This is a genomic window from Leptospira bouyouniensis, from assembly GCF_004769525.1.
Lineage (GTDB): Bacteria > Spirochaetota > Leptospiria > Leptospirales > Leptospiraceae > Leptospira_A > Leptospira_A bouyouniensis.
The window spans coordinates 484,529-500,223 of sequence record NZ_RQFT01000003.1 but is presented as its reverse complement, the minus strand read 5'-3'; the positions used below and the strand labels follow the sequence as shown (position 1 = coordinate 500,223).

The 15,695-nt window shown below is 36.0% G+C and carries 18 protein-coding genes; 10 read left to right on the top strand and 8 right to left on the bottom strand.

Annotation, left to right across the window (positions count from 1 at the left end):
- Nucleotides 1-1,071 (bottom strand): toxic anion resistance protein, encoded by a 1,071-nt coding sequence (locus EHQ43_RS03995; RefSeq protein ID WP_135740023.1) that lies wholly within the window; start codon nucleotides 1,069-1,071, stop codon nucleotides 1-3.
- A gap of 115 nt (nucleotides 1,072-1,186) precedes the next feature.
- On the opposite strand from EHQ43_RS03995, the gene EHQ43_RS03990 reads away from it, so the two are divergent.
- From EHQ43_RS03990 to EHQ43_RS03980, 3 genes are read left to right on the top strand one after another with little or no spacing between them, the layout of a single operon-like run.
- On the top strand, nucleotides 1,187-1,879 hold the full coding sequence (locus EHQ43_RS03990) for a tyrosine-type recombinase/integrase (protein WP_244242632.1): 693 nt from the start codon (nucleotides 1,187-1,189) through the stop codon (nucleotides 1,877-1,879).
- A 55-nt stretch (nucleotides 1,880-1,934) separates the two neighbouring features.
- Nucleotides 1,935-2,273 carry an STAS domain-containing protein gene (locus EHQ43_RS03985; protein ID WP_012390191.1) on the top strand — a complete coding sequence of 113 codons (339 nt, stop codon included), beginning with the start codon at nucleotides 1,935-1,937 and terminating at the stop codon, nucleotides 2,271-2,273.
- A gap of 7 nt (nucleotides 2,274-2,280) precedes the next feature.
- Nucleotides 2,281-3,714 (top strand): ArnT family glycosyltransferase, encoded by a 1,434-nt coding sequence (locus tag EHQ43_RS03980; RefSeq protein ID WP_135770192.1) that lies wholly within the window; start codon nucleotides 2,281-2,283, stop codon nucleotides 3,712-3,714.
- A 33-nt stretch (nucleotides 3,715-3,747) separates the two neighbouring features.
- On the opposite strand, the gene EHQ43_RS03975 is transcribed toward EHQ43_RS03980, so the two are convergent.
- Both EHQ43_RS03975 and EHQ43_RS03970 read right to left on the bottom strand, forming a co-directional pair.
- Entirely contained in the window at nucleotides 3,748-4,539 is a 792-nt protein-coding gene (locus tag EHQ43_RS03975; RefSeq protein ID WP_135740025.1) for a type III pantothenate kinase, read from the bottom strand.
- Nucleotides 4,540-5,295 (bottom strand): biotin--[acetyl-CoA-carboxylase] ligase, encoded by a 756-nt coding sequence (locus tag EHQ43_RS03970; protein WP_135740026.1) that lies wholly within the window; start codon nucleotides 5,293-5,295, stop codon nucleotides 4,540-4,542.
- 61 nt (nucleotides 5,296-5,356) lie between these two features.
- On the opposite strand from EHQ43_RS03970, the gene EHQ43_RS03965 reads away from it, so the two are divergent.
- Both EHQ43_RS03965 and metF read left to right on the top strand, forming a co-directional pair.
- The gene (locus EHQ43_RS03965) at nucleotides 5,357-6,172 is read left to right on the top strand and encodes an SDR family NAD(P)-dependent oxidoreductase (RefSeq protein WP_135770191.1); all 816 of its coding nucleotides are present in this window, start codon (nucleotides 5,357-5,359) and stop codon (nucleotides 6,170-6,172) included.
- A 12-nt stretch (nucleotides 6,173-6,184) separates the two neighbouring features.
- Nucleotides 6,185-7,072 (top strand): methylenetetrahydrofolate reductase [NAD(P)H], encoded by an 888-nt coding sequence (gene metF / locus EHQ43_RS03960; protein WP_135740028.1) that lies wholly within the window; start codon nucleotides 6,185-6,187, stop codon nucleotides 7,070-7,072.
- On the opposite strand, the gene EHQ43_RS03955 is transcribed toward metF, so the two are convergent.
- Nucleotides 7,037-7,534 carry an MORN repeat-containing protein gene (locus EHQ43_RS03955; RefSeq protein WP_135770190.1) on the bottom strand — a complete coding sequence of 166 codons (498 nt, stop codon included), beginning with the start codon at nucleotides 7,532-7,534 and terminating at the stop codon, nucleotides 7,037-7,039. The two genes, metF and EHQ43_RS03955, sit on opposite strands and share 36 nt — an antisense overlap.
- A gap of 80 nt (nucleotides 7,535-7,614) precedes the next feature.
- Here EHQ43_RS03955 and EHQ43_RS03950 point away from each other — a divergent pair, with 80 nt between their 5' ends.
- Genes EHQ43_RS03950 through EHQ43_RS03940 form a run of 3 tightly spaced genes read left to right on the top strand, consistent with a single transcriptional unit; the run spans nucleotide 7,615 to nucleotide 10,195 of the window.
- Nucleotides 7,615-7,980, top strand: coding sequence for a response regulator transcription factor (locus tag EHQ43_RS03950; protein ID WP_135770189.1), 366 nt, complete (start codon nucleotides 7,615-7,617; stop codon nucleotides 7,978-7,980).
- Nucleotides 7,977-8,585 carry a chemotaxis protein CheX gene (locus tag EHQ43_RS03945; RefSeq protein ID WP_135740031.1) on the top strand — a complete coding sequence of 203 codons (609 nt, stop codon included), beginning with the start codon at nucleotides 7,977-7,979 and terminating at the stop codon, nucleotides 8,583-8,585. Before EHQ43_RS03950 ends, EHQ43_RS03945 begins: the two co-directional genes overlap by 4 nt.
- Entirely contained in the window at nucleotides 8,585-10,195 is a 1,611-nt protein-coding gene (locus EHQ43_RS03940) for an ATP-binding protein (RefSeq protein ID WP_135753450.1), read from the top strand. Before EHQ43_RS03945 ends, EHQ43_RS03940 begins: the two co-directional genes overlap by 1 nt.
- A 21-nt stretch (nucleotides 10,196-10,216) precedes the next feature.
- Here the strand turns inward: EHQ43_RS03940 and EHQ43_RS03935 are convergent, their stop codons facing one another.
- The 3 genes from EHQ43_RS03935 to prfA form a co-directional block, all read right to left on the bottom strand.
- Nucleotides 10,217-10,819 (bottom strand): hypothetical protein, encoded by a 603-nt coding sequence (locus EHQ43_RS03935; RefSeq protein WP_135753451.1) that lies wholly within the window; start codon nucleotides 10,817-10,819, stop codon nucleotides 10,217-10,219.
- Between the two features lie 3 nt (nucleotides 10,820-10,822).
- Nucleotides 10,823-12,514 (bottom strand): S8 family serine peptidase, encoded by a 1,692-nt coding sequence (locus EHQ43_RS03930; protein ID WP_135740034.1) that lies wholly within the window; start codon nucleotides 12,512-12,514, stop codon nucleotides 10,823-10,825.
- A 76-nt stretch (nucleotides 12,515-12,590) separates the two neighbouring features.
- Nucleotides 12,591-13,652 carry a peptide chain release factor 1 gene (gene prfA / locus EHQ43_RS03925; protein ID WP_135740035.1) on the bottom strand — a complete coding sequence of 354 codons (1,062 nt, stop codon included), beginning with the start codon at nucleotides 13,650-13,652 and terminating at the stop codon, nucleotides 12,591-12,593.
- A 67-nt stretch (nucleotides 13,653-13,719) separates the two neighbouring features.
- Between prfA and EHQ43_RS03920 the strand changes: the two genes are divergently transcribed.
- Both EHQ43_RS03920 and EHQ43_RS03915 read left to right on the top strand, forming a co-directional pair.
- Nucleotides 13,720-14,340 carry a hypothetical protein gene (locus EHQ43_RS03920; RefSeq protein WP_135740036.1) on the top strand — a complete coding sequence of 207 codons (621 nt, stop codon included), beginning with the start codon at nucleotides 13,720-13,722 and terminating at the stop codon, nucleotides 14,338-14,340.
- Nucleotides 14,337-15,464: a hypothetical protein gene (locus EHQ43_RS03915; RefSeq protein ID WP_135753453.1), complete on the top strand. Its 1,128-nt coding sequence runs from the start codon at nucleotides 14,337-14,339 to the stop codon at nucleotides 15,462-15,464. The genes EHQ43_RS03920 and EHQ43_RS03915 overlap by 4 nt, the downstream gene beginning before the upstream one ends.
- Here the strand turns inward: EHQ43_RS03915 and EHQ43_RS03910 are convergent.
- A complete protein-coding gene (locus tag EHQ43_RS03910) occupies nucleotides 15,461-15,658 on the bottom strand; it encodes a hypothetical protein (protein ID WP_135740038.1) in 198 nt (65 codons plus the stop codon). The two genes, EHQ43_RS03915 and EHQ43_RS03910, sit on opposite strands and share 4 nt — an antisense overlap.
- Nucleotides 15,659-15,695 lie beyond the last annotated feature (37 nt).

Sequence of the window (15,695 nt, the reverse complement as noted above, 5' to 3'; positions counted from 1 at the left end):
CTATTTTGATTCCAAAAGTTTTTGTTTAATATCTGATTCGATTTTTATCATTTCTTGTTCGGCCAATTTCCGTTTTTGACGCCCATCTTCTTGGATCTTTAAAGTTTCCGTGATCGTTTCAATCAGCTGTTGGTTTACATTTTTTAAGGTTTCGATTTCAATGATTCCCTTCTCTGATTCTTTTGCAATCTCAACTGTTCCCGATTTTAACATTTCTGCATTCTTTTGGATGAGATCATTTGTGGTTTTCGAAACTTGTTTTTGCGCTTCCAATGCTTTTCTTTGACGCATCAATCCAAGTGCAATGACGATTTGGTTCTTCCATAGTGGAATCGTATTTAAAATAGAACTTTGGATTTTTTCGACCAAAACTTGGTTTCCGCTTTGAATCAAACGAATTTGTGGTCCAGTTTGTAAAGAAAGGATTCTAGTGAGTTTTAGATCATGAATCTTTTTTTCAAATCGATCCACCATTTGAACCATATCTTGGTATTGTTGAGATGCTAACGTGTCACCTTGAGCTTTCGCTTTTTCTAACATCTCTGGCAAAATCTTATCACGTAACTCTTGGATTTTTTTATCTCCTGCTGCGATGAAAATTTGAATCTCTTTGAAATATTCTAAATTTTTTTCGTATAACGCCTGCAATAAAGTTATGTCTTTTGTGAGGTTCGTTCTTGCTGAATGCAGTTCATCGACTATTTTTCCGATCTGTGATTCCAAATCTTCAAACTTTGCTAAAAATTTTCGAGAGGCATCAAACAAACTTCCAATCAGTGGAATTTTAGAAAGAGTACTGCCTTCTCCAGCAAAACTATCCATATCCAAATCCTTGATTTTGAATAATAATTGGTTTAGGAGTTCTCCCGCATAACCTGAATCCTTGGTTTTTATCTCAGAAAGTACTTTGTCTGCAAAATCAGATACCTTTGCTTGGGCGGAAGATCCATAAGAAACGATGTCATTTGGATTATTGAGTTTAATTTGTCCGGTGAGTTCCTCAACTTTTTGAATGTCTTCCTTAGTCAGTTGTAGTTCCGGGTCATTTGTTTTGAGTTCCAGCGAGTCCATACGATTGAATCCTTTATTGTTTCTCCCAAAGATAAAATCGTTTTTTGATTTTGAATCAAGCAGAAAACTTCATCGTGCAAAAACATGAACTAGGAAATTTATTTCTCTGAAAATTGTGATCCAAAACTACAGTTTGGTGACAATTTTATTGCAGAGAATGTTAAACTCTGCTACATTCCACGACAAAAATATGCTAAATACAAATTTGAATTTACCAACCTTTCTTCCACACATTCTCACAGTTGATGTTTGTACATTAGGGAATCGTCTATTAGACCAGACAGAAGTCCGAAATTTACTCAATCGAATCAGGGGTCGAAATCACATCCACTATTTGATCATCAAGTTTTTAGTTTGTACAGGTTTGTCATTACCGGAACTCATCCATTTAAAAATTGCTGATTTTAATTCCGAAATGGATCGATTTCATTTAAAGAACGGTGGTCGTTTGCGTAGGAGGAACATCTTTCTCGAACCAAAGTTTGCAGTTGAACTTTATCGTTATGCTTGTGAGTTTTCACCCAGTGATTATCTATTCCCTGGACGGGATGGCGTTTTACGCACAAGAACCATCCAAAAAATTTTGAAAACGGCAAGTCGTCTCATTTCAAAAGAAATCCACATTCCCTTCCTAAGAGATGTGATTGCATTGGACTTGTTCCAAAAAGGTTTCCCTGTTTGGGAAATCCAAGAATTTTTGGGCCATAGAACCAGTCGATCCACGAGGCAGAGGATTATGTTGCATATTCCCGAAACAGAACATAAAGACCCTCGACTTTTTACGAGAAACAGAAACCAAGCAGCGTAAAAATTTCTTGAACCTTTGGTGTTTTCAAAGATTCTAGTCTCCAAGTAGGCTCGCTTTGGAAATAAAAACCAAAAAAATCGGAAAGCACACACTCGTTCACCTCAATGGTCGTTTAGACATTACACATTCTGATGAGGTTGAGGCAAAATTAGCCGATGACGTACAAAACGGGGATGGTGACATCATCATCAACCTGGAGCTTATATCCTATATCTCTTCTTCTGGGATTCGTATCTTTGTTGGTATGGTCAGGGAACTCGATAAACAAGGAAGAAAGCTGAAACTCTGTTGCATCACTCCACCTGTAAAAAAGGTTTTTGATGTTGTTGAACTTTTAGATTTGTTTGAAGTTTTCGAAACGGAACAAGAAGCCGTTAACTCTCTCTCAAAGTAGTCGGAACGTGGCTTACGCCTCGTTTATTTGCATATCCCTTCTATTCTTCGTCCAAGTTGCCATCAACTTAGGTGTATTACCTGTTGTATGGCCTGATGAAGTTTTGTTTTATTCCCCTTCGACTTCGTTTGCGACCAACGGACATTTCAAAACCGAAGTTCTTTCTGGACTCATTCCAGGAATGGAATCCAAAACACTGTGGATGCCTCCTCTTTATCTATTATTTTCTGGTTTTTCATTATCCATTTTCCCTGATTCATTATTAACGCTTCGCATAGCGAATGTTTGTATTGTTTATTTGACAGCACTTAGTTTTTACTTTTTGTTAAAAAGGTTTCACATTTCAGACGTAGCAGCCCAAGTTGCTTTTGTTAGTGTGCTTTGGGAGCCGCTTATATTCCGTTTTGGAACAGTTGCAAGGATGGAAGCACTCACTGCTTTTTTCTTTATCATCAGCTTATTATTTGCCACGAACAAAAAAAATAATAAATGGAATCCTTTTTTTGCTGGAATCTTATTATCATTGTCTGCACTTTCCCATCCGATCGGAGCATCATTTGGACTTGTAACCTTGTACTTAGTTTATAAGAACTTTGATATCAAAAATATAGTATGGTTTTTGTTAGGTGGAATCATTCCAATACTTTGTTGGTTTACCTACATTCATCCAAATTGGGATTGGTTCCAAATTCAATTTGGAGCACAACTCACAAGAAAACAAAATCTACTCAATACATTTACATTGTTTGATAAAATCAAAATCTTTTCTTTTGGTTTCGGATTTCCAAAAATTCGATTATTTATTATTCTTATCCAGTTATCATTTTTATCGTATCTGACATTCAAACAGTTCCGACAAAAAGACAAACTTTCGAATTCATGGCTTTTATTCTGGATTTGGACGATCTCCGTTTTTGCAGCATTGTACACATCTTCAGAAGGATGGTATGTATACCATATTGTATTCCCATTATCTATGGGTATGGCAATGTTAGTGGAAGAAAAAACCATTTTGAATCGATTGCCTTTGGTTGGTATTTCGGTTTCTTTGATTGCAATGGTTTCTATGACAAATATCCATTGGTCCAAATCGAATTCTGATGAAATCTTAACTTCACACTTCCAAAAAATAGAAAGAAGATTGTCCAAATCAAAGGCAGTTTACCTTCAAAGTTTACCTGATCCTTATTTTTATCTCAAATCGAAACGAAAGGACTTGGATATTTTAGAATTTATACCGGGTGAATTAGAAATCCCAACTGAGACGTACTTAAAAACAATTTATTCAAGAGATAGTTTTGTTTTTTACGATGAAACTTTAATAAATGAAACGATTAAAGAGTATCTTGGTAAACGAAAATGGAAACGGGAAGAATGGGATATTTCAGTTCCATCCAACCATTGGTTGCATTACAAAACAATAGTTTATACCAGGCAGTAATTTTCCTGGTATTTACATATCAAGAAAAAAGAATTAAGAATTTAAATCGGCTAAAATCTTTAATCCTTTTAAAGTCATCATTGGATCTATTTCATCAAATACTTGGTTATGCGATGCATGGATTGTTGTGACAAGTCCACCAGTTCCCACAACCACATAATCGCCAGGGTGTTCATCTTTGATGGCTCTGACTATTTCTTTCAGAAGTCCAATCCATCCAAAGAAAAATCCTGCTTGGATTGACTCAACAGTTGATTCGCCTAACACTCTAGATGGTGATCCAAATACAATAGGTGGTAGTTGGGCAGTATTCCTTGTTAATGCATCCATTGAAATTTTTAATCCAGGTGCAATCACTCCACCTATATATTCTGGTTTTTCGCTAATGACACAAAATGTGGTGGCTGTTCCCAAATCTACGAGAATCGCTTTTTTGCCTGGATAGGTTTTTGCACAATAGGCTGCATTGACTAAACGATCCGCTCCAATTTCAAAAGGACGTGGGTAACTGATGCCAAAATTCAAATTCATTTGGTAATGAACCCGCAAAGGATTTACATCAAACCAATCTTCTAACATCCTTTCCACAATTGGGTTGAGAGAAGGTACAACACTCGAATAAATTGCCCTCTTAACTCGATCTGCTTTTACATTCTCTTGTGTTAAAAATCCTTTAAGAAAAAGACCAAGTTCATCAGAGGTTCGATCCCTTCGAGTTACAGTTCTTTTATGGAAATCCGGAGTCTCTTCACCTTCACGGAAAACTCCGAATACTGTATTTGTGTTTCCTACGTCGATAACTAGTAATAATGGTGATTCTGACATTTATATCATCCGAAATTTTGGTGAAGTGTCCATGAGTTCAATCTTTTGGCCAGTTTCAGTCATAATGAGAAGGAATCCTAATTCATCAATTCCCAAAACTCTTCCTCTTACGATTCTTTCTTCCCATTCTGCTTCGATGACCTTGTTCTTTAATAAAGAATGTGCTTCAATCCAAACCAAATCTTTCATGACTTGGCTTGGATCCAGTAAATTGATCACTGCTTGGTTGATTTCAATTACTAAATGATTGACGAACCTTTCGAGTTCCCCTTCACCCATTTTGGATTCACATAAATATGTTGCCTTATCGATTAGAGGTTCAGGGATTAGATTTCCAAAAAAGTTAAGTCCAATGCCAATCACAACATCATAAACGCCGTTTGTGAATTCAGATTGTACCAAAATTCCAGCTACTTTTTTTTCGTGTTTATAAATATCATTTGGCCATTTGATGGTGGTGTCTTCTTCACGATCGGGAAAAAATGCAAAAATTGTTTTGAGAAGTGCAGATGAAACAAAAATCGATAATAAAGGCAAAGAAATTTCAGCAGCTGAAAGCCGGAGTTTACCTGAAAAAATCAGAGGTTCTTCACCTAACGACTGCCAAATATTATTGCCACGTCCTTTGCCTTCAGTTTGTTCTTCGGCAATTACCCAAGAACCAAAAGGGATTTCAGGATTTCTAATCCATTCGTTGGTAGAATTGACAGATGGTAACCGATGGCCTAATTCAGGTTTTAAAAGACGGTACTGCATTTGAGTCTATTTCGTATATGATTCAGATTGACGAAACCAAAAAATCGCTTAGATTCATCGTATGAAATTATCAGGAAACACGATTTTAATTACAGGTTGTGGTATGGGAATTGGTGCTCTTACTGCAGAACGATTGGCCAAAGAAGGAAATGATATCATTGGTGTCGATATAAGCTCCACACTAATGAAAGAAATCCAAATGAAAGTAGAGTCACTCGGTAGAAAATTCTATGGCTATGTTTGTGATTTGTCCAAAGAAGAACAAATTGTATCACTCATCAAAAAAATTAAAAAAAATAAACTCAGTTTTCAGATCCTCATCAATAACGCAGGGATTGCACCAAGTGGCCCATTTGAAGGTAAAGATTTTTCCGTTTGGGAAAAAGCATTACAAATCAATATACATGGACCGATGAAGTTGGTACATGAATCTTTGCCAATCCTTCGAGAGCAAAAAGAGGCTACGATCATCAATTTGGCGAGTATTGCAGGTAAATTTGGAACGGAAGGAACCGTTACCTATTCTGCGACTAAACATGCTATGGTTGGTTTTTCCCAAGCTTTAAAAATGGAATTATACGATACTCAAATTGGTGTTAGCTGGATTTGTCCCTCTATGGCAAAAACTAGAATGATCGATGGGGTAAAACCTTCGTTTTTTACACCTGTAATCGAACCCGAGCAAGTAGCCAAAGCAATTTGTAAGGCGATTGAAAAGAATCCAGGAGAAGTCCTTGTGCCTTCGTATCTTCGATCCACAATTGTCATCATGCCTGCCTTATTTCCTAAGTTTTCCCTCTGGCTTGCGATGAAAACAAAAGCGTCAAAAGGTTGGTTACTTGCCAACAAGGGACTTGAGAAAAATATTCCTGTTTAGAGGATAGGTTTTATGCACATTTCTCAGATCCTTGGAAAAAAACAAACTACGATCAGCTTCGAATTTTTCCCTCCAAAAAATGAAGAAGCTTCAGAGGATTTGTTTCGAAATATCCAAGAACTTTCCCAAATGAACCCGGCATATGTGAGTGTCACTTACGGTGCTGGCGGATCCACCAGACACTTAACTCATGATTTAGTTGTTAAATTACAAGAAGAAACTGGCTTAACGATTGTTAGTCATCTTACTTGTGTAGGTTCAACGAAAGACGAAATTGGCGAAATTTTAAAACGATACGACAAAAGTGGGATTCATAACATCATGGCTCTTCGTGGTGACCCACCAAAAGGTCAACAAGACTTTCAAAAAACTGACCATGGGTTTGCCTATGCAGGTGAGTTAGTTGGATTTATTAAAAAAGAATATCCAAATATGGGAATTGGCGTTGCAGGATTCCCGGAAGGTCATCCTTCCACACCGAATCGTTTGAAAGAAATTGAATACTTAAAATGGAAAGTGGACCAAGGAGCGGATTACATTTGTACCCAAATGTTTTTTGATAACAATCATTTCTATGACTATGTTGAACGTTGTGAAATTGCAGGTATAAAAGTTCCAATCATTGCAGGGATTATGCCTGTCACTTCTCGAAAGGGGATGGCACGTATGGCAGAACTCTCACTTGGAACCAATTTTCCAGCAAAACTACTGAAATCCTTATCGCGTGCTGAAGACGATTCTTACGCTGAAAATGTGGGCATACACTGGGCTACAGAACAAGTGCGAGATTTATTGGATCACAAAATTGCTGGGATCCATATGTACACATTAAACAAATCGAAAGCCACTCGTAAAATATACGAATCACTCGGGATTCGAAATTTCGATCGTATCGTTTGATGTCACTCTTGGTTTTAAACCAATGAATTTGTTATGGTGCCAGTAACCTTCTAGCACCAAACTTCCTTTTGCATTTGTAATTTTTGCCTTCCCTGATAATTCATTTTGAGACCAAGTTCCTTCCAAAATGAATCCGTCGGCAAAAATATATTTGCCTAATCCTTCTTTTTTCCCTTTTTCAAAATTACCTGTGAATCGATCTCCATTGGCATAACGATAAGATCCCTGTCCTTCCTTATAACCATATTTGTACTCACCTTCAAATACATCTCCATTGGCATAATGGTATGATCCAAATCCATGTTTGATGTCTTCAAAAAATTCACCTTCAAAGAAGTCACCATTTTCATATTGGATGGAGTGTTTCCCATTTCGGCAATTTTCGCCTTCGCAAATTTTTTGATTCGACTTACAAAATACAAAAAGATAGAAAAATAAAACGATAAAGTATTTAGAACGCATGGATGGCTTACTTGAGATTTTTTCGTCGACTAAGTCTGTACATGCTCATTTAAAACTAGTTTGTATTTAAGGCAATCCATATGTCACAAAAAAAAGCTCTCATAGTTGATGACAGCACTGTCACCAGATTGATGATTCGGAAAATTATCTCCGAAAAATACCCCAATTGGGAGATCTTGGAAGCTGAATCAGCGGATAAGGCGAAATCAATTTTGCCAGAACATCCAGACATTGACTTGTTTAGTTTGGATCAAAATATGCCAGGTACACTTTCTGGCCTAGATTTGGTCGGAATTTTAAAATCAAATTACCCAAATTCAAAAATTATGTTAATTACTGCTAATATACAGGATGCCATTAAAAATAAGGCAAAAGACCTTGCCATTGTATTCATTGAAAAACCAGTCACAGCTGAAAAAATCATACCTGAATTGGAAAATTTATGAACCACCTAACGGAACTAGAACGAGATTCACTTTGCGAATTATTTAACATCAGTTTAGGAGGTGCCGCCAAATTGATGAGTGAAATGATATCCGATGAAATTCTATTAACAGTTCCAAGTTTAAAACTGATCACAAAATCTGAAGCACGAAATTTTGAAAATTTAGCAGAACAAGAAGTTTGTACAGTTGAGCAAAAGTTTGTGGGAGATATAGGAAATGGTTCCGCTTTCCTTTTATTTCATAAAAGTTCCAGTTTAGAAATTGTAAAGATGATGATGAAAGACTACGTAGCTCTCAATGAAGTTTCTCAATTTGAGAAGGATGCATTGAGCGAAATAGGAAACATAATATTAAATGCAATTTTATCAAATTTGGCAAAGATGTCCGATTACAAAATTGAAACTCAAGTGCCAGAATTTTTCTCAGGAAAATATGAAGAAATTCTTTTAAATCGTAACCCAAATCCAAATGAAGATAATTCAATTTTATTAGTATTTATTGATTATCAGTTAAAAGGAAAAGAAATCAAAGGTTATATATTCTTTATTCTAAATTTCGATAGTATCAAAAATCTTTCTCGAGTACTCATTGAAAAGTTAAAGTAGTGAGTTTTTTAAACGAAAAACACCTATTAACGATAGTTAAAAAATCAGGAATAGGAATTCTGATTTTAGATCAAAATTTTAAAATCATATTAACAAATCATTGGTTTCTAAAAAATTCATTTTTAGCTGATCAAAAAATTGAGAACAAATTAATTTTTGATGTATTTCCTGAATTAGTAGGAACTCGTACATTAAAATCAATTGAACAATGTCTAGAATTCTCACAATATTCAATACTTACCCATACATTAAATCCATTTCCATTTCCTTTGTTTGACAACGAACAAAAGATGAAACAAAATGAAAGGATTTTTCAATACCTACATATCATTCCAATTTCAATTGATGATGAGCCGAATCGATTTTGTATGATTCAAATCTCAGATGTTTCGCAACAAGTAACGAGAGAGAAATTATTAAGAGAACAAATGGTTTTTGCAAAAGAAAGGGAAGCGGAAGCAAAAAAAGCATCCCAAGCAAAAACTGATTTTTTGGCTTCAATGAGTCATGAAATTAGAACTCCTCTCAATGCCATTCTTGGAATGGCAGACACCTTAACAGAAACAAATTTATCTGATGAACAATTAGAATACCTAACGGTACTTAGAAATTCTGGAAAGGCATTGTATAACATTATCAATGATATTTTAGACTTTTCACGAATTGAATCTGGGAAATTAGAAATGGAACATATCGAATATTCAGTTCACGAACTTTTGAATGAAACGATTTCACTTTTCTTGATGAAAGCAAACGCAAAAGGAATTCAAATTTCTTATTTTGTAAGCGACGATATCGCAGAACATACAAAAGGAGATTCTACTCGTATCCAACAAATTTTGATTAATTTAATTGGAAATTCCATGAAATTCACTGAAGTAGGAAGTATAATTGTTAAAGCATTGTTAAGCGATGACAAAAAGTATTTAATATTAATCGTTGAAGATACAGGCATAGGAATACCAAAGGAAAAACTAAATTCAATTTTTGAAAGTTTCACACAAGTTGATAGTTCCACTACACGAAAATATGGTGGAACAGGACTTGGTCTTACCATTACAAAAAATTTAATTTTAATGATGAATGGTGATATTTCAGTACAAAGTGAATTAGGGAAAGGATCAAAATTCATTATTAAGATTCCTTATGAAGGAATAGTAAACAAAGATTCGATTATTCACCAACATTGGTTGGATTTGGAATTACCTGAACCTGATCAATTTCCAAGATGTAAAATTTTATTAGCTGAAGATTCTTTAGAAAATGTTTATATCATCAAAACATTTTTAAGAAAATATCCCATTGAAATTGTGACTGCAAAAAATGGGAAAGAAGCGTTTCAAATGTTTCAATTAGAGAAATTTGATATAATACTTATGGATATGCAAATGCCAGAGATGGATGGTTTAGAAGCTACTAAACACATACGGCAATATGAACAACATCGAAATGTTGATCCACTCTATACAATTCCGATCATAGCAATTTCAGCAAATGTTCAAAAAGAAGTGATTAGAAATAGTATCTTGGCGGGGATAACATCTTATCTGCCAAAACCTGTGCGTAAGTTAGAAATTCTAAAACTTATTTATTTCTATTTAGCATTGTAAAAAAAATATATCTTTATCATTTTATTTTAATACTTTTTCTACTGCAGTCTCTGGGTATGCTTCTAAAATAGATTCATCAGTCAAAACCTCAACGGCCTTTTCTACAGACAAAAATCCAGACTCTGTTTGAAAGCTTGCTAAACGTGGACTTAAATGGTGTAATAACTGAATTTTAAATTTTTGCGCCAATTTAGAAAGTGATTCATTTGTTTGGTCTTTTTTGAACGAAACAATGATAACTCCAGGCAAAACAATATTGGGTCCAGATCCTACTCCAGGATTGTATACTTCCGTCACCTTTGTTGAAACATTCGACTTTGATTGTTTTGCTATTATTGGTTTTCCAGATTGGCGGAAATTCCATCCAGCCTTCAATTTCATATTCCCCAAACTTTTGTTTTGTTGTGAATTGATTAAATTTGGATCAATGTATTCAGCTTCTACATTCGGATTTCGATAGAAAGTTTTTTGGATCCCACCTTCCGTAAATGAAATTTGGTTAGGAGGTTCTTTTGCTTCCAAAGTTTGAAAACATACAATAATTAGAGTAAATAGTATTAGTTTAAAAAACTGATTTTTAAAATTTATTGTGTTTTGATTTGGTATTAAATCTAAAAATTTCATACATTACCTCCCATAAATTCTCAATCGAACCGTTTGTATAGATCCTGTATCTCCAGCTCCACCATCAAAAACTCGAATGGTCCAACTTCCGTTTGGATTTTCTCCGAGTAATCGAGTGAGACCAAATCGATATGTAGAAGAACCTGTCATTGTTGCAATCGAAGTATTCCCAGATGTACATCCGGAATTGTTTATAGGATTTCGACAGGCATGAACTTCTGATAAAACGCTAACGGTTCCACTAGGGGAAGTGATAGTAATCCTTAACTCCGGAAAATAAGTATGATTTGAAGTAAACTCAACATCAACATATTCTATATAGGTTACCGAAGAGGATACAGGATAAGCAACACTTGCTCCCGTAACAAGATCATTGTCTGGAATGGAAGTGCCAGGAGAAACAGAATTCATTGTTTCCGCTTTGAATGCAGCCGTGATTGGAGTCCATAAATTGGCACGGACAAAAAGTTGTGTCGCATCGATGGCTCCAAATCCGTATTTATGATTGATATTCAAACCCGCAGCGTTCATCGTCCAATCAGGATCCGCGGCATCATTTTGTCTGGCGGAATAAGCAATTAACTCTCTTACATCTCTCCAACTTAAATTTGGATATTTACTCAAAAGTAAAGCTGCTACACCGGCAGCAAGTGGTGTTGCAGAAGATGTTCCATTAAACCTTCTTGTATAACTCGAAAAAACATAATCACCAGAAGTTCCACCTGCATTGAGTCCAAATCCACCCGAAGCATCTGTTGTGGAAATTGCAGTAGTATAGGCCGTTGCATTATTCCCTTGAGTATGTGCGACTACCCAAAGATTGGCACCTGATTCGGAATAGGTTGCTTTGACACCATTTTGACCAATACCTCCAATTGCCATCACTCCATAATAATTTGCCTGGCCATCATAATTTGCATTGTCAACTAATACGGGTGATGCGACTGTTCCACCATTCGCTCCGTTACCGGCAGCCCAAAAATAAACAGTTCCTTTACCACCACGACCAAATGTCACACCTTCATTAATTCCTTGTTGCCATAAAGAATTGGATGGCCATAACCAACCGTATAAATCAGGGGAACCCCAACTATTATTTGATATAAAAACCTTCGCAGATTCGTTTACCATAGCTCGGTATTCGTCTGAAGTATAGATTGTTGATTTTTCCAGAATATTAACACCTACAAGTTTGGAACAAGGTGCGGCTCCCCTAACACCGATTCCATTCCCACCACTCGATCCTATCACTCCTCCAACAGATGTTCCGTGAAAACTGTTTATATAAGAATGGGATGGATTGAATGTATTATTAAATAAATTGAGACCCCGTGTGGAAACCGACATATTTGCTGTTAAATCTTCATGTCGGATATCGATTCCATCATCGACAACACTGACAATCACCTGGTTTCCAGAATAACCTTGGTCCCAGATAGGTTTGACTCTAGCGTCTTCACCCGTGGTTCCACCTAATTGACCGTAGTTTTGTAGGTGCCACTGGTCAGCGTAAAGAGAATCCGAACTAGAAGGATCAAATGTGCAATCCAATTCGCGAGCATTTGTAAGTGCATTCAATAAAATAAGTAAAAGTAAATTATCACTGAACGGATCACTTTTTTTAATAGGATTACAATTTCCAAAACTTAAACTGACGATGGTAATGGAGACCAAGCCAAATTTCCAAAACTTCATATGGTTTTCATCCTACTATAGGAATAACAATTGAATCAATTGATACAATCGAATTCCTTTGACAAAAATCTTTTTTTTAAGCTTTTGCTTCTGCTAATCGTTTAGACCGGTCTTCCTGGATAAGTGCATCAATTAGTTCATCCAAATCCCCTTCCATAATGGATGGAAGATTATGACTCGTAAAACCAATCCGATGGTCAGTACAACGTCCTTGCGGGAAATTATAGGTTCGAATACGCTCTGATCTATCTCCCGAACCAACTTGTGCTTTTTTTAAGGCATCCGCACTTTGTTTGGCGGACTCGGCTGCTTGGTCAGCAATTCTTGCCCTTAATACTCGCATTGCTTTATCTCGGTTTTTGATTTGAGAGCGTTCTTCTTGGGATGCAACTACGATTCCCGTTGGAATGTGTGTGATCCGGACAGCTGAGTCAGTAGTGTTAACGTGCTGACCACCGGCACCTGACGAGCGATAAACGTCAATACGAAGGTCACTTTCTTTTATTTCCACTTCTTTTTCTTCTGCTTCTGGCAGAATCGCAACAGTGACTGCAGACGTGTGAATCCTTCCACCAGATTCTGTTTCGGGAATCCTTTGTACACGATGTGTACCAGATTCAAATTTGAATAAATCATACGCTCTGTCGTCATCTAAAGAAAACACAATTTCTTTATAACCGCCAATCCCTGTAGGACTCATATCAATGATCTCAGTACGTAGTCCTTTTTTGTCCGCATACTTGTTATACATACGAAACAAATCGGCGCAAAATAAACCTGATTCTTCGCCACCTGTTCCAGCACGGATTTCCACGAGGATACTTTTGCCTGAATTGGGATCAGGTGGTAATAGCATAATTTCGAGTTCTTTTGCCAGTTCTTCTAATTTTTTTTCACCTTCTTCAATTTCTGATTTTAACATGGCATGCATGTCTGGATCATTTTCTGATTCTAAAAGTGATTTTGCATCTTGGCAATCTTTGGTAATTTTTAAATATTCATCTGCTTTTGTATATACGGGAGTTAGGCGAGATCTTTCTTTCGATAGATTCTTTAAAGTATCCGATGCAGTAGCTTTGGCGAGCTCATCCTCGATACGCAGGTATTTTTCTTGAATTTTTTTCAATCTATCTATCATGTCTATGGAAAGGATACAGAATGCCTGTTTTTGATAAACCAAAATCTAACGAGGATTTAAGAAACCCGTGAACGAACTTCCATCTCAGGGCAAATCCAATGGATTTTTAGAAGGCCTTATCGAATTATTTGCTGGTTTTGAGGACTATAGAAGCCCTTACGCTCCGACAATCCAACCTCCAGAGGAATTATTAAAAGAATTGGTTCAGAACGCCTCTTTTAAATCGGGACTCATTAGCGCAACCTGTTCCCTACCACCCGGTCCATTAGGCATTCTCAGCATTTTGCCGGAACTTTTGATGGTCTACCGAATCCAGGGTCATTTGATTATGGATATTGCCGCTCTCTATGGAAAGGAAGTACAGGTGACCAAAGAATTGTTGCTTTATTGTTTATTCAAACATGGAGGAGCCCATGTTTTTCGAAAAATCATAGAAGAATCAAGTTTTAAGATATTGATTCGCCCAACAACTGTTAGAGTATTTCAATCCGTTTTAGAAAAATTAGGAATCATGATTTCAAAATCAATTATACGTAAACAATTTGCACGTTGGGTTCCTATTGGCGGAGCTGTGGTCACCGGAACATTTGCCTATTATGATACCAAACGAGTAGGAAAAACGGCGATGGAATTGTTTTCAAAAGAAATCCACTCGGATGAAATTCGGGAAATGTTGGAGTCTCAGTGAAATATTATTTCATCTTCTTATTTTATTTTTTATCATTAAGTAACTGCCAATCCAAACATGAATCTTTAGTTTCAGAAATTGAAGATCTTATCTCGAAAGAAAAATTTGAGAAGGCTTTGGTTTTATTACAAGATCGACTCTCAGCAAATCGTTCGAATGCAGAAATTCTCTCAAAAAATAAACCAAACCAACCTAGACTATTTGCACTTTCCGAAGATCGAACAAAAATCGTTTGGACTGAAAATAAAACACTTTATTTCAAAGATTTGGTAAACGACAATCGTAACTCAATCGAATTAAAACTTCGGCCTGATTCGATACAACTATCAGCTAACGGAAATTATGTTGCAATTCAATATCCTTTGAAACAATACGGTGGGTGTGCTTTATTTGGATATTCTACAATGGATTCATCTTTAGAACATGAATCTATCGTTCACATTCCTTGTAAAACGGGAATGGCAATTTCAAATTCTGGTGATCTTTTATTATATTTTTTTGAAAACCAACTCTTCATCGAAAAAACAGGAAAATCTTCGAAGCCTGAAAAATTTCTATCCAGCGATTTATTTCCGTCTCCCTATCCAAAATTAAAAATCCAATACCATATCTCACCAATTGGAAATGAATACCTAGTTTGGTCTGGAGTTGGTGGAGCTTATCATTTATTTTTCCTAAATATTGAATCAAAAAGAGTGTCTTTACTCTCCAAAGATATTGTTCTTCCAAAATTTTATTATCATAATGGTAACTCAGGTTATGTCGTTGGAGGAAAAATTGGAGATTTGTATTTGAAAGAAGTTCTTTACCACCAAGGTAAATCTCCTTCCATCAATCGAGGGATTCCCATTGTCACAAGAGAAGCATATTCTTGGAAATTAACAGGAAAGGATGAGTTCATAACGACCAATCAAAATGATCCCAACCAACCTATGAAATGGAAAGTTTCTGGTAAAAAAGAACACTTTCCATTTTTTATTGAAAGATTGTGGGGTGTAGCGGGTGATAAAATTGTCTATGAAAGTAAAAAAGGGGAACTTGTGTTAGATGATTTGACGTTTAGTGAAGAAGATTGGAAGATTTATGATTATTTCAAAAAAGTAAGAAAAATGAACGACGGTTAAGCCGCCTGTTCCTTTTCTTTTTTGGAAGAGAACACTTCACAAGCTTTGTACAAATCTTGCACACAATGTGTAGTTAATCTCTCTAAGTCATCTGATTGCAAACGATCCTTGGAACTTGGACAAACAGAAAGTCCTTTCGCATACAAAGGGCATTTTACATAAAATTCATTTTTAGGAAGGGACTTCTGTGGCATAACTCTGAAAATTTTTTGTGAATTCAATCCACTGTCA

Bases quoted from the DNA above. Each gene is read 5' to 3' on its own strand.
- EHQ43_RS03955 (WP_135770190.1), bottom strand. From the start codon at position 7,534: ATGCGTTCTAAATACTTTATCGTTTTATTTTTCTATCTTTTTGTATTT.
- EHQ43_RS03930 (WP_135740034.1), bottom strand. From the start codon at position 12,514: ATGAAGTTTTGGAAATTTGGCTTGGTCTCCATTACCATCGTCAGTTTA.
- EHQ43_RS03935 (WP_135753451.1), bottom strand. From the start codon at position 10,819: ATGAAATTTTTAGATTTAATACCAAATCAAAACACAATAAATTTTAAA.
- EHQ43_RS03995 (WP_135740023.1), bottom strand. From the start codon at position 1,071: ATGGACTCGCTGGAACTCAAAACAAATGACCCGGAACTACAACTGACT.
- metF (WP_135740028.1), top strand. From the start codon at position 6,185: ATGCACATTTCTCAGATCCTTGGAAAAAAACAAACTACGATCAGCTTC.
- EHQ43_RS03965 (WP_135770191.1), top strand. From the start codon at position 5,357: ATGAAATTATCAGGAAACACGATTTTAATTACAGGTTGTGGTATGGGA.
- EHQ43_RS03950 (WP_135770189.1), top strand. From the start codon at position 7,615: ATGTCACAAAAAAAAGCTCTCATAGTTGATGACAGCACTGTCACCAGA.
- EHQ43_RS03910 (WP_135740038.1), bottom strand. From the start codon at position 15,658: ATGCCACAGAAGTCCCTTCCTAAAAATGAATTTTATGTAAAATGCCCT.
- EHQ43_RS03975 (WP_135740025.1), bottom strand. From the start codon at position 4,539: ATGTCAGAATCACCATTATTACTAGTTATCGACGTAGGAAACACAAAT.
- prfA (WP_135740035.1), bottom strand. From the start codon at position 13,652: ATGATAGATAGATTGAAAAAAATTCAAGAAAAATACCTGCGTATCGAG.
- EHQ43_RS03970 (WP_135740026.1), bottom strand. From the start codon at position 5,295: ATGCAGTACCGTCTTTTAAAACCTGAATTAGGCCATCGGTTACCATCT.
- EHQ43_RS03945 (WP_135740031.1), top strand. From the start codon at position 7,977: ATGAACCACCTAACGGAACTAGAACGAGATTCACTTTGCGAATTATTT.